General features: G+C 62.8%; 16 protein-coding genes. 8 read left to right on the top strand and 8 right to left on the bottom strand.

Annotated features, from left to right (window positions below; all coding sequences use genetic code 11):
- Positions 1-74 precede the first annotated feature (74 nt).
- The 6 genes from QZY03_RS25235 to QZY03_RS25210 all read left to right on the top strand — a co-directional run bounded on the left by QZY03_RS25235 (position 75) and on the right by QZY03_RS25210 (position 7,866).
- The gene (locus tag QZY03_RS25235; protein ID WP_295585742.1) at positions 75-2,294 is read left to right on the top strand and encodes an alpha-amylase family glycosyl hydrolase; all 2,220 of its coding nucleotides are present in this window, start codon (positions 75-77) and stop codon (positions 2,292-2,294) included.
- Positions 2,295-2,443: 149 nt separating this feature from the next.
- A complete protein-coding gene (locus QZY03_RS25230; RefSeq protein ID WP_295585740.1) occupies positions 2,444-2,974 on the top strand; it encodes a transposase in 531 nt (176 codons plus the stop codon).
- A 174-nt stretch (positions 2,975-3,148) separates the two neighbouring features.
- Complete coding sequence (gene pssA / locus QZY03_RS25225) at positions 3,149-3,913, top strand: CDP-diacylglycerol--serine O-phosphatidyltransferase (RefSeq protein WP_295585739.1); 765 nt, start codon at positions 3,149-3,151, stop codon at positions 3,911-3,913.
- Positions 3,914-4,190: 277 nt separating this feature from the next.
- The gene (locus QZY03_RS25220) at positions 4,191-5,099 is read left to right on the top strand and encodes a nitrate reductase (RefSeq protein ID WP_295585737.1); all 909 of its coding nucleotides are present in this window, start codon (positions 4,191-4,193) and stop codon (positions 5,097-5,099) included.
- Positions 5,096-5,710 carry a cytochrome b/b6 domain-containing protein gene (locus QZY03_RS25215; RefSeq protein WP_295585735.1) on the top strand — a complete coding sequence of 205 codons (615 nt, stop codon included), beginning with the start codon at positions 5,096-5,098 and terminating at the stop codon, positions 5,708-5,710. Before QZY03_RS25220 ends, QZY03_RS25215 begins: the two co-directional genes overlap by 4 nt.
- Positions 5,707-7,866: a multiheme c-type cytochrome gene (locus QZY03_RS25210; RefSeq protein ID WP_295585733.1), complete on the top strand. Its 2,160-nt coding sequence runs from the start codon at positions 5,707-5,709 to the stop codon at positions 7,864-7,866. Before QZY03_RS25215 ends, QZY03_RS25210 begins: the two co-directional genes overlap by 4 nt.
- Before the next feature lie 121 nt (positions 7,867-7,987).
- Here QZY03_RS25210 and QZY03_RS25205 read toward each other — a convergent pair whose 3' ends face one another.
- The 8 genes from QZY03_RS25205 to QZY03_RS25170 form a co-directional block, all read right to left on the bottom strand.
- Positions 7,988-8,872, bottom strand: coding sequence for an ImmA/IrrE family metallo-endopeptidase (locus QZY03_RS25205; RefSeq protein ID WP_295585730.1), 885 nt, complete (start codon positions 8,870-8,872; stop codon positions 7,988-7,990).
- 384 nt (positions 8,873-9,256) lie between these two features.
- Positions 9,257-9,490 (bottom strand): colicin E3/pyocin S6 family cytotoxin, encoded by a 234-nt coding sequence (locus QZY03_RS25200; protein WP_295585728.1) that lies wholly within the window; start codon positions 9,488-9,490, stop codon positions 9,257-9,259.
- Between the two features lie 472 nt (positions 9,491-9,962).
- Complete coding sequence (locus QZY03_RS25195) at positions 9,963-10,544, bottom strand: Uma2 family endonuclease (protein ID WP_295585724.1); 582 nt, start codon at positions 10,542-10,544, stop codon at positions 9,963-9,965.
- Positions 10,545-11,002: 458 nt separating this feature from the next.
- Complete coding sequence (locus tag QZY03_RS25190) at positions 11,003-11,764, bottom strand: phosphate uptake regulator PhoU (RefSeq protein ID WP_295585721.1); 762 nt, start codon at positions 11,762-11,764, stop codon at positions 11,003-11,005.
- Positions 11,764-12,627: a phosphate ABC transporter ATP-binding protein PstB gene (pstB, locus tag QZY03_RS25185; protein WP_295585719.1), complete on the bottom strand. Its 864-nt coding sequence runs from the start codon at positions 12,625-12,627 to the stop codon at positions 11,764-11,766. The genes QZY03_RS25190 and pstB overlap by 1 nt, the downstream gene beginning before the upstream one ends.
- Positions 12,628-12,665: 38 nt before the next feature.
- Positions 12,666-13,988, bottom strand: a complete 1,323-nt coding sequence (gene pstA, locus QZY03_RS25180) for a phosphate ABC transporter permease PstA (protein ID WP_295585717.1) — start codon at positions 13,986-13,988, stop codon at positions 12,666-12,668.
- Positions 13,981-15,372 (bottom strand): phosphate ABC transporter permease subunit PstC, encoded by a 1,392-nt coding sequence (gene pstC, locus QZY03_RS25175; RefSeq protein ID WP_295585714.1) that lies wholly within the window; start codon positions 15,370-15,372, stop codon positions 13,981-13,983. The genes pstA and pstC overlap by 8 nt, the downstream gene beginning before the upstream one ends.
- Before the next feature lie 111 nt (positions 15,373-15,483).
- Positions 15,484-16,527 carry a PstS family phosphate ABC transporter substrate-binding protein gene (locus QZY03_RS25170; protein WP_295585711.1) on the bottom strand — a complete coding sequence of 348 codons (1,044 nt, stop codon included), beginning with the start codon at positions 16,525-16,527 and terminating at the stop codon, positions 15,484-15,486.
- Positions 16,528-16,715: 188 nt separating this feature from the next.
- Between QZY03_RS25170 and QZY03_RS25165 the strand changes: the two genes are divergently transcribed.
- Both QZY03_RS25165 and QZY03_RS25160 read left to right on the top strand, forming a co-directional pair.
- Complete coding sequence (locus QZY03_RS25165) at positions 16,716-17,237, top strand: DNA methyltransferase (RefSeq protein WP_295585709.1); 522 nt, start codon at positions 16,716-16,718, stop codon at positions 17,235-17,237.
- A 10-nt stretch (positions 17,238-17,247) separates the two neighbouring features.
- The gene (locus QZY03_RS25160; protein WP_295585706.1) at positions 17,248-17,406 is read left to right on the top strand and encodes a hypothetical protein; all 159 of its coding nucleotides are present in this window, start codon (positions 17,248-17,250) and stop codon (positions 17,404-17,406) included.
- The last annotated feature ends 252 nt before the right edge of the window (positions 17,407-17,658 follow it).

The following is a 17,658-nucleotide window of genomic DNA, read 5'->3' as shown; positions in this document are numbered from 1 at the left end:
CACGCGGGTCAGCCCGGGCATCGTCCGACGACGCCGATTTCCGCTGGCTCATCTATTCGACCTAAGGATCGTTCATGCCCACATCGAACCATACCCCGCCCCCGAACCAGGATCTGATTGTCGGCTGCGAATGCCCCGCGGGCTGGGCCGAACCCCTCTATATCCACTGGTGGGATGGCGCGCCTGGCGGCGGGGGCAGCGGGTGGCCCGGCGTGCCGATGCAGCCCGACCCCGAGCGGGCGGGCTGGTACTTGTACCGGTTCCCGAATACCCGCGTGATGCGTCTGATTTTCAATGACGGTCAAGGTCACCAGACCGCGGATCATGTCCGCGAGCGCAATGGTTGGCTGGATGCCCGGGGGCACTGGCACAATCAGGCGCCGGCCGTCAGCGCGGTCGCGCCGCCGCCCGCGGTACCGGTCGCCGCGCCGCCGTCGGTGCCCTTGGTCGCCTGGAGCGCGGACGCCTCTTTGGCTCCGGTCGGAGAACGCACCGATTTTCGCGAGGAGACCATCTATTTTCTGATCACCACGCGGTTCTACGACGGCGACCCGTCGAACAACTTTTTCTGCCGCGACCGGATCCGTTTCGACGCGGCGGGTCAGGCGGTTGATCCGCATTGGCGCGGGGACTTCAAGGGGTTGATCGCGCGGTTGGACTACCTCCGCGACCTGGGCTTCACGGCGATCTGGATCACCCCGCCGGTCGAGAACCGCTCCGGGCTCGACTATCACGGGTATCACCCTTATGACTGGACCCGTGTCGACCCGCGCCTGGAGTCGCCCGGCGCCACCTATCGGGACCTGATCGACGCGGCCCACGCCCAGGGCATCAAGATCATCCAGGACGTGGTGCTGAACCATTCCTGTCAGTACGGCATCCGCGGTCAGGTCCACATCGACCATCTGCCGATCAAATACTATGTGCCGCAGGGTTCCGCGCCGGGGCGGGTGAATCACGGACCCTATCAGGGTAACCTCGGCAACTATGCCTGGCCGAACCGGGATGATATCGATAACCCGCTGGCTCCCGACTGGTGGCGTGAGCGCCATCTGTCCGACCCCGAGGGGCGCGAGCCCCTGGTCGACCCCAAGACCGGCGAGACCGTGCCCAAGGCCGGCTTTAACCCCGGGCGCTTCTTCGGGGTGGATGCCAACCACTTGGACCCGGAGTGGTACCACCAGGAAGGCTTCATTTGCGGCGGCGATTGGGAAAGCACCCATCCGCTGCAGCACAAGCACCTGGCGGGCGACTGCATCGATCTGGCCACCAATCGGCAAAACGTGAAGGACTATCTGATCGGGGCCATCAACGGCTATCTGGACCTGGGTGTGGATGCGCTGCGCATCGACACCGTGAAGCATGTGGAACGCGATAACCTGCTCGAATACGTCAATGCCTGGAAGGCCCATAAGCCGGGGCTTTTCGTCTTCGGCGAGAATCTGGTCAAGGGCTATGGTTGGGGCGACCTGGGCGGCGGCGACAACGGTCCCAGCCAGATCAGGCCCTGGTGGTATACGCGCCTGGGGCATGACCCGCGCGACCCCAACGCGGGCAGCGACTCGGGGTTCTCAGTGCTCGATTTCGGGCTTTTCTCCACCTTCCGCGACACGGTGAGCAAGGGGACCTACGGCGGGACGGCACAGATTCTGTCGATGGACTGGATCTACGGCGACGTGACCAGCCTGGTGACCTTCCTGCAGAACCATGACGTCGGCCCGGACAATGACTTCAAGTTCCGTTTCAAGGGCGATGACTGGATGGCCGCGGCGGCCTATAACCTGATCTGGACGGCGCGCGGCATCCCCTGCCTTTACTACGGTGAGGAGATCGCCTTCATGCGGGGCGCCCCCCAGGATGTCGAGGGTGAAAAAGATACCCTGGACCAGACCGGGCGCGCCTATTTCGGCGATCACCTGACCGACGAGCAGATCGGCCGGACCCAGTCCCACCCGCTCTACCAGCACATCAAGCGGCTCAACCAGATTCGCCGTGCCGTCCCCGCGCTGCAGAAAGCGCAGATGACCCAGGTGGGCGAGTGGGGCAGCGGCATGTGTTTCGTCCGCGACCTGTCGGGCGAGGGCAGCTACGCCGTGATCGGGCTGGCCATCGGTTCCGACCAGTCGGTGACGGTCGAGGGAGTGCGCGACGGCATCTACCGCGATGCCGTGACCGGCCGCGAGGTGCAGGTCAGCGGCGGGCGGCTGAGCTTCAGCGTGCACGCCAACTCCGCCGGTATCTACGTCCTCGACGGACCCGGCAAGGTGGGGACGGACGGCGCCTTCCTGCGCTGAGCGCATCCTCCTGGAGTTCAAGGCTTAAGCCTTGGCTCGGCGGCGGGGAACCAGGGCTGAAGCCCTGGACTCCTGGCCGCCGTCCCGGTGCCCTTAGGCTATGATTTCCGAGTGTTCCAGATGACAACGCACTCGACGGCGTGCCCTCCATGTTAACCCGCGGACTCCATGTTCCCGCGCATCTGCTACTCGACGATCACTGGTACTTCCTTACCGGCGCGATCCATGAGAAACGGCATTTGCTGGATGACCAGGCCAAGGATCATTTGCTGGCGACCTTCAGTGAAGTGCTCGGCCAGGCTGGCTGGGCGCTCGCCCATTGGGTCATCCTCGACAACCATTACCACCTGTTGACGACGAGCCGGCGCGGGTGCGATCTGCCGCGGATCATGCGGGCTGTTCACGGACAGACCGGTTTTGCGATCCGTCAGCGCACCGGTTGTGCGTTGCCGGTGTGGTGGAATTACTGGGACTACTGTCCACGGGACGAGCAGGATTATTACCGTCACCTCAATTACCTCCTCTGGAATCCGGTGAAGCACGGCTATGTGGCTCGCCTGGGAGAATGGCCGTTCTCCAGCTTTCACGATTGGTTGGATGCGATGGGGAGCGAGCAGTTGAAAGCCCAGTTTCGGGGTTATCCCGATTTCCGGGAGTTGGCGGTGGAGGATGATTTCTAGCGGTCCGCCGGCGCAACTAGGTCTGATAGCCAGGAGTCCAAGGCTTCAGCCTTGGCGCGGCGGCGGGGGGCCAGGGCTGAAGCCCTGGACTCCTGGCCGCCGGGTTTCCTTAGGGCTCCGTGCCCATCCCCGGCTATACTCGCGCCCCAAGTCGTTCGGCCCGGTAGCACCTGTATGGAAGAAACCCCAGTTCCTCGTAAACGTCCCCGCGGCATCTATCTGCTGCCCAATCTGTTCACCACCGCGGCACTCTTCGCCGGGTTCTACGCCGTGCTCGCGGCCACCCAGGGGCGGTTCGAAGCCTCGGCTATCGCCATCTTCGCGGCCATGCTGCTCGACGGGTTCGACGGGCGCGTGGCTCGCATGACCCACACCCAGACCGCGTTCGGGGCCGAGTATGACAGCCTGTCGGACATGGTGGCCTTCGGGGTCGCCCCGGCCCTGGTCGCCTACCATTGGGCCTTGGGTGGGCTCGGCAAAGTCGGCTGGCTTGCCGCTTTCGTTTATTGCGCGGCCGCGGCCTTGCGCCTGGCCCGGTTCAACACGCAGGTGGGAACCGCGGATAAACGCTTCTTTCAGGGGCTTCCCAGCCCCTCTGCCGCGGCCATCGTGGCCGGCGGCGTCTGGATCGGTGCCGACCAGGGCATCGATCCGTCCTATGTCTCCTGGCTCGCCGCCTTCCTGACGGCCGGGGCGGGACTGCTCATGGTCAGCAACTTCCGCTATTGGAGCTTCAAGCAACTCGACGTCCAGGGACGGGTGTCCTTTCTGCTGGCCGTGGTGGTGATGTTGGCGATTGCTCTGATCCTGATCCATCCCCCCGTGGTGCTGTTCCTGGGCTTCGTGGGGTATGCGGTCTCGGGTCCGATCTGGACCCTGATCCAGTTGCGTGAGCGGCGCGCCAGCCGCCGCCACGGCCGTCCGGCCGGCGGCGCCTGAGCTTCAACGGCAGTGACGGTTTCGGAGACTGATCCATACTCTAATGTGCCTGACGTCGCGGTCATACGGAGAAGTCATCGTGCATTGCCCTGAGTTGTTGAGTGCCATGCCTGAGTCAGCCCTTGCAGCGATTTTTCGAACCGGGTTCTCCAGTGATTCAGCCGGCTCGTTTCGGCAGGGTCCGGTGGCACCCCGCACGATGCCTCCGGGCGCCCGACCGCGGTTGGCCGGGTGGCTGAACCGCTCCGGTCGCGGATCGATCCGGAGTCTGCTGGCGGTGTCGGCGTTGCTTGGTGCGGGTCAGGTGCCGGCTGCGGATGTCCAGAACGACGCGCAGAAAGCCGCCGAGCGCAAGGCGTGTCTGGTGTGTCATCAGATGGCGACCATCGCGTACCGGGACCCGGCGACCGGTGCCATCCGGGATCTCCACATCGACCGCGACCGCTTCGCCCAATCCAACCATGCCGCGCTGGCCTGTACCAGTTGCCATGAGAAGAGCTATGTGCGTTACCCCCACCGCCAGGGGTCGGCGGATGAGGCCCTGACCTGCGCGGGCTGCCACGACGATGATCCCAAGTTCGAGCGCTATCGCTTCAAAGCCGTCGAGGCCGAGTTCGACCGCAGCGTCCACGTGCGCGAGAACCCGGACCGACAACCGCCGGGGTTGAAACAGCAAAAGCTGACCTGTTTTTCCTGTCACAACGCGCACGTGTTCCGTGCCACCCAGTCCGGCGAAGCCATCGAGCAGATCGTGCAGGGGCACAATCGGGTCTGCATGTCCTGCCACACGGCGTTCCAGGACCCGACCCAGGTCAGCCACGCCTGGCTGCCGAATCGGGAAGCCCACTGGCAGGCGGTGCGCTGCCTCGATTGCCATACCCGGCAGTCCGCGTTGCCCTCTCATGAGATCCTCCCCGCCGGACAGGGGGTGCGCAGTTGCGACGATTGCCATTCCAAGGGTTCGACCCTGCTCAATCAGCTCTATTCCTACCGCTCCGCGCAGACGATGGCCAGCCAGGGGTTGTTGTCAACGGCGGTGTTCAATCAAGCCTATGTGGTTGGCATGAGCAGCAACGTCCTGATCGACCGACTGGCGCTGGGCCTGCTCGGGCTCACTCTGCTGGGCCTGATCGCTCATGGCGTGGGCCGCTACCGGGCCTATCTGGCCAAGAGGAGTCAAGCATGAACGCGCTCTATCTCTATTCGCTGTGGGTCCGGGCCTGGCATTGGATCAATGCGCTGTTGTTCCTGGTGTTGATCCTGTCCGGGGCGAGTATGCATTTCTCCGACGTCAGTTGGCTGCTCGCCTTCGAAACCGCCCGGCCGGTGCACAATGTCGCCGGAATCCTGCTCACGCTGGGATGGATCGTCTTCGTGGTGGGGAATCTGGTGACCGCTAACGGCCGTTTTTATCGTATCCACTGGCGGGGTTGGCTGACGCGGATGACCGAGCAGTCCCGGTACTACGCCATCAGCATTTTTCGCAACGCGCCCCATCCCTTTCATCCCAGTGAATCCGAGAAGTTCAACGAGCTGCAGAAGCTGACCTATCTTGGCGTGATGTACGCCCTGATGCCGCTCTTGATCGTCAGCGGCTGGGCCTTCCTGCTGGTCCCCTATCTGCCGGAGACCCTGTTTGGTATCGGCAGCGTCTGGGTCGTTGCGATGACGCATCTGACGGTGGCCTACCTGCTGGTGCTCTTCCTGTTAACCCACCTCTACATCATTACCACCGGCACCACCCTGTTCTCCAACCATCGGGCGATGATCACCGGTTGGCATCGGGAGGACGTATGACAGGTTCATTGTCGCATGTCTTGTCAAAGGCCGCGCGCAAGCGTCTGCTGATCGGTCTGGCGGTGCTGCTGACGTTGTGGCTGGCCTACCAGTTCCTCTATCCGGTCCTGTTCCAGTGGTATGTCGGCGAGTCCAATCCCCGACTGAGTTTTGCCAGCAGTCAGGAGGTCAGCCCGGAGGAATTCGAGACGCTCGCCCGCTCACTCACCCTGGCCGCGCGCGAGGCCAAGGCTGCGGAGCAGGTCTCGGATCAGCAGGACCCCTTCGCGCGCCAGGTCAAGATGGAAATCCTGATGAATACGGATTCGTTCCTGCGTGACACGGATTATCCGCATATCAAGTATTTCCGCGACGCCGGCATTCGTCGTTACGCCGGACCCGAGACCTGTCTGCGCTGCCATGCGCGGATGCCGGTGGAGCATGGGGACGGCAGCCGCACGGAGGTCGACACCCTGCAGAACTTGGTCGACTCGGTGCATTTCAAGTTCCAGAGCGACTCCGGCGGCTTCTCGACCTACGGGTATGACGGACGCCAGGTCAATGGGCCGGGGTCGCGCAAGATTCCGGTGGGTAAGATCAATCGCGCTTGCGGTATCCCCGGCAGCTTCTCCTGGACCGGCTGGGCCGCGCTGGTCAAGAGCCGGCCGGAAGACAAGCCGGGCGAGGTGGAACTGCGCAGCGAAGGCTGCGGCCAATGCCATATCGGCGGCAATTACCAGCCGGCCACCGAGACGATGATGCCCGTGGGGGATGTACCGACCAACGCCAAGGAAGGCATTGACTGCCTGATCTGTCACGCCGCGCAGTACGATATGAATCAGCGCTATGTCATCCAGGACCAGGGCGGGCGGCGCTGGAATCAGGACCGCAGTCTTGCCGCCGCGCTCACCGTGAAGCCGGTGACCAACGCCAACTGCCTGCGCTGTCATCAGCACAACATGGGCGGTGATGCCTATGTCCATAATCAGGCTGCCCAGGCCCTGGGTCATGAGAACCGGCGCCTGCTGCATCGCGGGGCCAAGCGCGGCAATCCCTTCAGCCCGGAGGATGATGTCCACGCCGCGGCCAAGATTCAGTGCACCGACTGCCATGTTCCGGAAGGCCACCGGATTCCGCGCGGCCGCAAGGGTGTCGATCTGGTGGCCAATGATCTTCCCGGCAAGGAGGTCTCCTGTGAGTCCTGCCATTCACGCGCGCCGCACAACAATGCCGATTACAAGGCCCTGCTGAACGGACATATCGCCCGGCTGGCGTGTGAGACCTGCCACATCAAGTCACTGCAAGACAATAATGTCGTGCTGCGTGATTGGGTCCATCCCACCTGGGACGCGGAGGAAGGGATTTTTATCCCGACCGACATCTACCGTTCGGGTCAAGCTGGTAAGGGCTTTATCTACCTGTGGTTCAACGGCAACGGCACCTTTCTCGCCAATGCCCTGGGTAATAATCCGAATGGCGCCATAGACTATAACCCCTTGATGAATCAGCTGGTACGCATCACCGATCCGGAGGCGCTCGCGGCCGTCCGTGCCAATGTTGAGGAACTCAAGAAGGCGTATCCGAACATCGACGTGGGTGCCTATGTGACAATGGCGACCGAGCCGCTATCCCAACTCGCGCCGGCGATGCTCGCCAGGCGGCAGGAGATGATCCAGCAGAACCTGCGCCGGGCAATGAACGAGGGCGAGAGCCGGATCTACCCATTCAAGGTCTTTAACGCCATGATGTATGAGGATATGGGGAATCAGGGACCTTTCGGGGCTATGATCCTGCCGTTCGATTACGCGACCTACTATGAATCCGGTGACAGCGCGGCCGCGGTCATCCAATCCATCAAGGACCCCATCGTAGTGCGGATGTATCAGACGCCCTTCAAGCTCTACATGATGGATGAGTTCATGTCCTACTTCGGCGTAACTCAGGGTTGGGACGCCAGGTACCCGCTGGTGGACGGAAAGCTGGTGAATGTCGAGCCGCACTGGATGCGTCAGATGGGCAGTCTGATGATCAACCACGGGATCAAGAAAGACGCCTGGCAGTGTGCCGACTGCCATGCCCCGAACGGCATCATGGACTACGCCGGCTTGGGTTACACCCCCGAGCGGGTGGTTGAGTTGCAGAACCTGGATGTCTCGCAGATCGGTGAGATCAAATAAAAAAAGCTTCGATCGCCACGCACGGAACCAACGAACTTTGGTTTCGATCTGTTCTGGTTTGCCGACCGGGAAGGCATTCCACTTCTCCCCTTTGCCCCTTTGCCCCTCTGGGGGTTCGGTCTCACTGCGTCAACTCCGTGGCCCGCTTTATTAGGAAATCCATGAAGTTTGGATGCGTGGCAAAACTCCGCAGATCGTCTCTGTCATGGAATCGCTGCATACACGCAGCAGTTACCGATGCTGCTGTATGTGGGCCATGTTGCTTCATAGCACTGTTTGCGGCGGAAAGCACTCCGTTGACAGACATCTTAAATCGTTTTCTATCCTCAACATCGACCCCAATATTTTCGACTATTGCATCGAGTATCTCGCGCCAGGGACGGGGGTCATTTGAAACTTCATCGACCTGGTCGGGAAGAATCCACCAATGCAGCTGACGTGTGTCCAGCGTCGATACGTAGTGCTTTGTGGCGTACGCGAAAGATGTAGTATCGAAGGGAGTTCGCCACGAAGGAGCATGGGCTAGGGTGCCTCTTGTCCGGCCGGAAAACTCTACTTCGTTGTCCTTCTGGCAAACAAAAACTATGTTCTCCGGAAGAAGCGAGCCGAGGCGCCTGGACGCAGCAAGAGCTGATACTTCGCAGCGCTCGCATATTCGCTTGTGTGCCGTGCTGAGATTTGGAGTGGATTCAATGAGCTTGCCGAGCCAAGGTGAGGGCATCAGGAGTTCTGCGGCGAACTGATTGGCTTCTTCCTCGAACACCCAGTAGTCATCACTTGACTCGACATGCTCCGGATCTAGGTGATCGACGATAGTACCCTTATGCCAGGGAATGACTATGTGGCCTAGCTCGTGCGCCTCTGTGAATCTTCTCCGGAGTGGTGGGTTAGAAGAGTTGATAATGACACGAGGTCTCTTCCCGGGGACCTTAAGGTTCAAACAGACGCCATCGACTCCTCTGATTGGAATACGAGTTTCGACTACATCTGCATAGCGCTTCAGCATGGAGCGCACGTCTACCGGCAGCGTAAGTTCGTACTTTGCTGTCAGGCGCTGAGCGAACCGGACCGGTGCACTAATTGTTAGTCCCACAGTCCCTGATCCTTTAGCCAGCGTGCCAACTCTCGGGCTTTCCCCGACGATTCGGCTCGCGCGGCCATTGGTAGTGCGCTGAATTGCTCAATCAAATCCGCCGCATCTCCGCTGGTTCGATGAGCATCCAAGATGAACGGAAGCACATCCGGATCCAGGACCCAAAGGTTGTATTCGGATCGGGTCATTCCGAGAAACCTATGTAGTGGAGGGCCAGCCGGTCCATCGTGCCAAGCATCGACATAGTCATCGATTTCCTCTGGCAGACGATCTCCCCGCAAGCAGAGTTCAATGAAGCTAGACATCAATCTTTCTCCCAGGGACGGCGTCCTTCACAAGCTTGCCGGTGACAGGGTCGAGCACGCCAAGGTGCCGCCCTCGCGCGTTGTAGACCTCGACTTCTCCGTGAAGCGAGTCCCAAGTATATAGGCGGTCGCCCCCAGGCGATCTCCAACGGCGTTCTCCACTGAACGCCCCAAGGCGCGTGCAGCCGTCGAGGATTGAGGGCTTTGGTATTGGGATTGGTGGCACGAAGGAGCGTCTTGTTGTGAGACCTAACGACTAAGCGCTGATCCGTCGTGCGCGCCACGCTGATCCCCGGTCGTGGCGCGACGCTTGGTGCGCACGAAGGATAAACGTTTGTTGGACCAGTCCGATCCTGGCACGATGCCCGCTGCGGTCGCCGCCGTCTTTCGAGAGGCGATTGTATCCCCGCGCCTCGGGTCGCCGGCCGCTGACGGGCGGCGTCTGTGCACCCGGGCGGCCGTTCGATGCGGCACCAACCGGGCATCCGTGGGGGTCCGCACGGCGCCCGAGAGCGCTATTGGGGTGAATTGTAGATCATTTTTCGAAGTGTTGGCGAGCGTGAACGCAGGCCGCTGGCGGCCTGTCCGCACCGCCGGGTCAGCCCCGTTCCGGCCCGGCGGGATGGCCGGGATGATGATCAAAAACTCGGCGATCGACCCAAGCGGGGAATCGCCGACGCCAACGACAACGCGCCGCATCATGCGGGCACGAACTCAACCTTATCGTAGACCTCCGCCAAGTCCAGGGTGCAGTCCACGCTGGCCAGGTGAATCGAGTCGTTCAGGTCGGAAAAATCCGTGAGGGTCCAACGGCCGTCCTCGCTGCGGGTAAAGAGATCCACCGCGACCTGATGTTGGGAGACTAGGAGGTATTCCCGCAGACTCGGGATTTGGCGGTAGAGGGCGAACTTGTCGCCACGGTCATAGGCTTCGGTGGAACCGGAGAGGATCTCGACGATCAGGCTGGGGTTGAGCAGGATATCGCGGCGGTTGTCTTGGAATTCGTGTTCGGCGCAAAAGGCGACCAGGTCCGGATAGGCCCCTGTATTGGAGGTACGGACGCGCACCTTCATGTCGTTGGCGTAGACCTGGCAGGGGCGGCCTTTCATCTGCATCCAAAGTAAACCGCTAATATTTCTTACGATCGCATTGTGGGCCGCGCTCGCCCCGGTCATCGCGAAGACCTCGCCGTCGATATATTCGCTGCGGCCCTCCAGGGATGCGCGCTCAGCTTCCAGCCAGTCCTCAAAGGTCAGATGGGGTTTGGGTTGCGGTAACATCGCGTGTCTCAGGTATGGGGCATGGAACACATTCGGCGGCGGCCATGATCGCCGCTCCGGCTAAAACGCTCACCCGGATTTATCCACAGATGCCACAGATGTTCACAGATGAAGAAAGAATCTGTGTTCATCTGTGTCATCTGTGGACGAAATTTCCGCCCCTGAGCCACGGCGAACGTGGCCTTGATCGTAATCCCGGCCAGCGGCGTGCGTAGTCAGGGCTTCCAGCCCTGACGGTGTCAGGCCAGGATGGCCTGACTACGCACCCGGCGAGCCCAAGTGGCCGGAATCTTGATCGAGGCCGCGAACGCTGTCCGGAACGATGACCAAAGCTGCGACGGCGCTACTCTTGAAATTATAGGCCCATTCGGCTCCAGTGGATCGAACGGAAAAGCCCCTCTTTATTTCGTGTTTTCTATGGCTTATCCGCGACTGACCAAGCCGCGTGCTCCAGGTACCTAACCCCCGCGATGGCGCAGTGCCTCGACCAGGATTTCCCGATTGCGGAAGCGCACGTCCTTGCCCTCGGCCACATAGATGACCTGTTCGGCGATCGCGCACGCGTGTTTGCCGACATGCTCCAGTGTGTGGGCGACGATGACGAGCGGGGCGAGTTTGACCGCCGGAAGGGGCGAGTTGGTGGGCGCGATCAGCGTTCGGTGCAGCGTGCCGGCCGCGGAGCGCATCTCGGCCTCGTCCTCGAAGATGGCGACGGCCAGGTCGATGTCGAACCGCGAGACGGCCGCGACGCCGCGTTCGAAAGCGCAGCAGACCACCTCGTCCAAGGCCCGCAACGCGTCCTGGATCGGGGGCGGTAACGGGGTGTCGTCCGCGCGGAACTCAAGCGCGCGGCTGGCGATGCGCGCGGCCTTGTCGGCGGCCCGTTCGGCCTCGGCGGCGATTCGTGCCAGTGCGAGTACGATGCGTAGATCCACCGCGGTGGGCTGACGGCGCGCGATGAGTCGGAACACTTCCTCGTCTGCGTCCAGCGCCAGGAAGTCGATTTGGGGCTCGCGGTCCAGCACCCGATAGGCCGGGCTCGGGTCTGGACCCAACAGCGCACCGACCGCACCCTGGATCTGCTCGACGGTGCGCTCGCCCATCTCCAGAATCAGGCCGCGCAGGCGGGTCAACTCCTCATCATAGGCGCGCACCCGATGCGGGTGTCCGATCGTCTTGGCGCCTCCTTGGGGAGACCCGCCGGACGGTGCGGCGGCCATCAGCCGAACCGTCCGGTGATGTAATCCTCGGTCAGCTTGTGTCGGGGGTTGGTGAAGACCTGGGTGGTCTCGCCGACCTCCACCAGGTCACCCAGGTGAAAATAGGCGGTACGCTGGGAGACACGGGCGGCCTGCTGCATGGAGTGGGTGACGATGGCGATGCTGTACTGCTCACGCAGTTCGTCGATCAGCTCCTCGATGATGGCGGTGGCGATCGGGTCCAGCGCCGAGCAGGGCTCATCCATCAGAATCACTTCCGGAGACACGGCGATGGTGCGGGCGATGCACAGGCGCTGCTGCTGACCGCCGGACAGTCCGGTGCCGGGCTGATCCAGACGGTCCTTGACCTCGTTCCACAAGCCGGCTTTGCGCAGGCTGGTTTCCACCAGCGCGTCCAGCTCGGCCTTGGAGTTGGTCAGGCCGTGAATACGCGCCCCATAGGCGACGTTCTCGTAGATGGACTTGGGGAACGGATTCGGTTTCTGGAAGACCATCCCGACCTGGGCGCGCAAGGGCACCGGGTCCAGCCCCTTGTCGTAAATCTCCTGGCCGTCCAGGGTGATCGAGCCCCGCACCCGGCACCCGTCGATGGTGTCGTTCATCCGGTTCAGGCAGCGCAGGAAGGTGGACTTGCCGCAGCCCGAGGGGCCGATCATGGCCACCACCTGATGGTTGCCGATGTCCAGACTCACATCTTTGATGGCGTGCTTGTCACCGTACCAGACGTTCACCTCGCGGCAGACCATGCGTGGGTCGGGGGTCGTGATATCGCCGATGGTCCCGCTGAAGTGGCCGCCCTTAGCCAAATCGGCGGCACTCACGGCACTGGTATCACGGACGATCTCACTGGCTAAAGCATTCATAACGGATCTCGAATTGGGTGGGTGGGACGCATCCGGTGTTACCAGCGCCGCTCAAAGCGGCGGCGCAGCAGGACGGCGGCCAGGTTCATCACGACCATGAAGCCCAGCAAGACCAGGATGGCCGCGGAGGTGCGCTCGACAAAGCCGCGCTCCGGGCTGTCCGCCCACAGATAGATTTGTACCGGCAACACCGTGGCGGAGTCGGTGATGCCCTGGGGACTGTCGACGATGAAGGCGATCATGCCGATCATCAGCAGCGGCGCACTCTCGCCCAGTGCACGGGCCATGCCGATGATGGCGCCGGTCATGATGCCTGGCAGGGCGAGCGGCAACACATGGTGAAATTGGGTCTGCAAGGGAGAGGCACCGATCCCGAGCGCGGCCTCGCGAATGGAGGGCGGGACCGACTGCAGCGCGGCACGGCTGGCGATGATGATGGTCGGCAGGGTCATCAGGGCCAGCACCAGGGCGCCCACCAGCGGTGTCGAGCGCGGCACGCCGAAGACGTTGATGAAGACCGCGAGCCCGAGTAAGCCGAAGACGATGGACGGCACCGCCGCCAGATTGTTGATGTTGACCTCGATCAGGTCCGTCCAGCGGTTCTTGGGGGCGAACTCCTGAAGGTAGAGCGCGGCCCCGACGCCGATGGGGAAGGACAGCAGGAGCGTCAGGGCCAGGGTATAGAAGGTCCCGGCCAGTGCTCCGGCGATGCCCGCCAATTCCGGTTCACGCGAGGTGCCGTTGGTGAAGAAGCCGGTGTTGAAACGCCGCTCGATGCGTCCGTCCGTCTCGAGTTGATCCACCAGGGTCAGGGTGCTGTCTTTGATGCGGCGGTCGGCCTCGGGCAGCTCGCGGTCGATCTGGCCCTTGACCAGCATGTCCACATCGGCCCCGGCGATCAGCCAGACATCCCGTGTCGTCCCCAGCACCGAGGGGTATTGGCGCACCATGGCCTGGATCTGCTGGGGGGCTCCGGCGCTGATCAGGGCATAGAGTTCGCGCTGTTGGGGGCGCCCGGTCACCTGCGGAAACTGTTTCCGCAGTGACGCCTTCACCAGCCCCAGGTAGTCCGCGTTGGCCAGGGTCTCTGGGTCGCGGTTGCCGTCCGGGTCCAGGGTGGCGGGGTCGAAATAGACCGGCACCTGGATGTAGGTCTGGGCGAAGGCCGTATAGCCCTTCGCTACGATATCTCCGAACAGCACGGCGACGAACAACAGCCCCAGGAAGACCGCGGCGGCGCCCATGAAGCGGAAGCGTGCCTCACGGGCATAGCGCCGCTTGAGACTGGCATTGACGATATCGATCGTGCGCCGCGCGGGGGCGGGCGGCGGCGCACTCGCGGCCGGTGCCGGATTATTCATATTGCTCTCGATACTTACGCACGATGTGCAGCGCGATGATGTTCAGGGTCAGGGTGACCAGGAACAGGGTCAGGCCCAGGGCAAACGCCGCCAGGGTCTTGGCGCTGTCGAACTCCTGGTCGCCGGTCAGCAGGGTGACGATCTGCACCGTGACCGTGGTGACGCTGGCCAGCGGGTTGGCGGTCAGGTTGGCCGTGAGCCCCGCGGCCATGACCACGATCATGGTTTCACCGATGGCGCGGGACACCGCCAGCAGGACACCGCCGACGATGCCGGGCAGGGCGGCGGGGATCACGACCCGTCGGATCGTCTCCGATTGGGTGGCGCCCAGGGCATAGGAACCGTCGCGCATGGCCTGGGGGACCGCGTTGATCACGTCATCTGAGAGTGATGAAACAAAGGGGATGATCATGATGCCCATCACCAGACCGGCCGCCAGTGCGCTCTCGGAGGCGACCGCGAAACCCAGTTGCTCACCCAGGTCGCGGATCACCGGCGCCAGGGTCAGGGCTGCGAAGAAGCCGTACACCACGGTCGGGATGCCGGCCAGAATTTCGAGCAGCGGCTTGGCCACCGAGCGCACCTTGCGCGGGGCGTACTCGGAGAGGTAGATGGCGGCCATCAGGCCGATGGGAACAGCGACCGCCATCGCGATGAAGGAAACCAGCAAGGTGCCGGTGAACAGCGGCACCGCACCGAAGGCGCCGTCCGCCGCGACCTGATCGGCGCGCATGGCGGTTTGGGGGCTCCACAGGGTGCCCAGGAAGAATTCAGACGGGGCGATCTTCTGGAAGAACTGCCAGGACTCGAAAACTACCGACAGGACGATTCCGAGCGTCGTCAGCACCGCGATCGACGAGAACAGGATCAGCACGCCGAGCACCACGGACTCGACCCGGTTGCGGGCGCGCATCGTCGGGCGGGTCTGGCTCCAGGCGAATGCCATGCCGGCGACCGACAGGGCCAATACCAGCAGCCACTGGGTCCAGCGTGCCAGGTTCTGCAGGCGGGCGTAGTGATCGGCGGCGGTCTGGATGGCCGGAGTCACGGCCCCCGAGGCGATGTTGCCGGACGCGACGTTCTTGACGTCATTCATCAGCAGTCCGAGCGCTCCCGGAGTCAGTTCCGCCACGCTCTGCGGCGGCAGGCTGGCCTTCACCAGTGAGGTGATCACCTGATCCTGAACACCCAACCAGAGACCCAGCAGCAGCACGGCCGGGATGGCCGCCCACATCGCGGCATAGAAGCCGTAGTACGCGGGCAGCGAGTGCAGCGTGTTGATCCGTTCGCTGCCGCCGGCGGTGGCGATGGCGCGCTTGCGGCCGACGTGATACGCCAGCGCTGCCGCGCCGAGCAGCACGAGCATGAGAGTCCAGGTATGCATCAGGGTCCTGTTGTTCGGTCACGCGGACGGCGCCCCGCGGGGCGCCGCCGATGGTCTGTCTGCCGGCGGGGCAGCGCTGGTCGCGCGCCCCGCGGGGGTCCGCGATGGTTGTTACTTCGCCGGTTTTTCCATCGGTGTCAGTGCCTTGGCGCTCTGTGCCTCGGCCTTGCGTTCCGCATCGGGCAGGGCGATCAGGCCCTTGTCGGCCAGGTAGCCATCAGGTCCCCAGGCCTTGTCGCTGGTGAATTCGGCCACGTACTCTTTGATGCCGGGGATGGTGCCGACATGGGCGTTTTTGACGTAAAAGTAGATCGACCGGGAGATCGGGTACTCACCGCTCGAAATGCTCTCGTACTCGGGCGCCACGCCGCCGACCTTCACACCGCGGATCTTATCGGCGTTCTGTTCCAGGAAGCTGTAACCAAAGACCCCCAGCGCCTTGGGGTTGGCGACCAACTTCTGAACGATCAGGTTGTCGTTCTCGCCGGCCTCGATGAAGGCGCCATCCTCACGGACGCCCTGGCAGATCGCCTTATGTTTCTTCTCGTCCGTCTTCTTCAAATCCTTGATGGACGGGTAGGCGTTGCAGCCGCCTTCCATGGCCAACTCGACGAAGGCATCACGGGTACCGGAGGTGGGCGGGGGCCCGAGCACCTCGATCTTGGCGTCCGGCAGGGACGGGTTGACGTCTTTCCAGGTCTTGTTCGGGTTGGGGACCAGCTTTCCCGAGGCGTCCGGTACGTCCTTGGCCAAGGCGGTAAAGATGTCCTTGAGGGTAAGCGTCATGTCCAGGCCGGACTTGGATTCGGCGATCACGATGCCGTCGTAGCCGATCTTGACTTCCGTGATGCCCTTGACGCCGTTCTTCTCGCAGCCGTCGAACTCGGATGCCTTCATCGCGCGCGAGGCATTGGTGATGTCCGGGTGATCGACGCCGGTGCCGCCGCAAAACAGCTTCATGCCGCCGCCGGTGCCGGTAGACTCGACCTTGGGGGTCTTGAACTTTCCGCCGCGGCCGAAGTTCTCAGCCACCGCGGTGGAAAAGGGGAACACCGTGGAGGAGCCGACGATGGTGATGGTATCGCGCGCCGCGGCCTGAGCTGACAGGGCGGCGGCGGCGAGGGTCATGGCGGTGACGAGCAAAGTCTTGTTCATAGGTTACGACTCGTGTGACAGAAAAAAACCGGTGAAATCATCGCCCGTCAGTCTAGCGACCCCGGCTGACGCCCTCGTGACATTCTGATGAACAGTATATGGCGCGAATATGACGGCCAGATGACGGTGCGGAGGTTATGGCCGGGAGGAGGGTCCGCTGTGCGGACCGACGGCCTGACGCCGTCTGGATGTATCACACGGAAGCGGGCAGGCGGCCGTTTCAGGCAAAGCTTGGTTCAGTCCGGCTCGGGTATACTCACCCACCAGTCGCACCAGCGCCCGCCGCCAACTACGAGTTTCTTTTTCTCTTTTCCAAGCGGCCCGACTATCGCTTCGACCGTCGGGCGATCGATATCCCCGCCCGCTCCAGTCTGCGGCGCGGCGACCGGACCAATGCCGGCTCCGTGTGGCAGACGCAGGCGCGCATCCTGTCGGACGACGACGACTCCCCGGATGGCGTCTGGCAGATCAATCCCGAGGCGTCTCCCTACCGGCACGTGGCCATGTGGCCACGCTCGTTAGTCAGACAGATGTTGCTCCCCACGGCCCGGCCTGGCGACACGGTGCTCGACCCCTTCGCCGGGAGCGGCACCACTGGACAGGTGGCTTTGGAACTGGGACTGAATGCGGTGCTCATCGAGCCGTCGCTGATGGCTAAGGAGGCCCTTGCGGACCGTCTCTACGCCGTGAACATGGCGCTGCCGCTGTGAGGGCTTGACCATGACCGTCGTACACATCAATCCTCAAGGCGTCCTGGCGGCCTACGGCGAGTCAGGCCGCGGAGCCGCACTGCAGATCCGGACCCTTATCGAGAACGGACGGCTGATGGATCTGACCACTTGGCTGGGAATCGTTATTGCCCCAGCGAGTCACGGATAATCTGGAGAGAGCAGCCAGCTTCCAGCCCGTGGGAGCGGCCTCCGGCCGCGACGCGGTGCCGAGGTAAACCCCGATGGTCGCAATCCCGCGCGGCGCCATCGCGGCCGGAGGCCGCTCCCACAGGGTCGCCGTGTAACCTCATTCTTCACCCACCACCCCCTGACTCTGCACCATGCGCTGCATCAGTTCGGTGAAGTGCTGCTGGAAGCGCCGCAGGTATTTGTCGCGGCGGTAGGCGATGAAGGTGGTCTC

This window comes from uncultured Lamprocystis sp., from assembly GCF_903933125.1.
Classification (GTDB): domain Bacteria; phylum Pseudomonadota; class Gammaproteobacteria; order Chromatiales; family Chromatiaceae; genus Thiodictyon.
The sequence above is the reverse complement of the archived record's forward strand: the minus strand, read 5'-3'. Positions and strand labels throughout refer to the sequence as shown.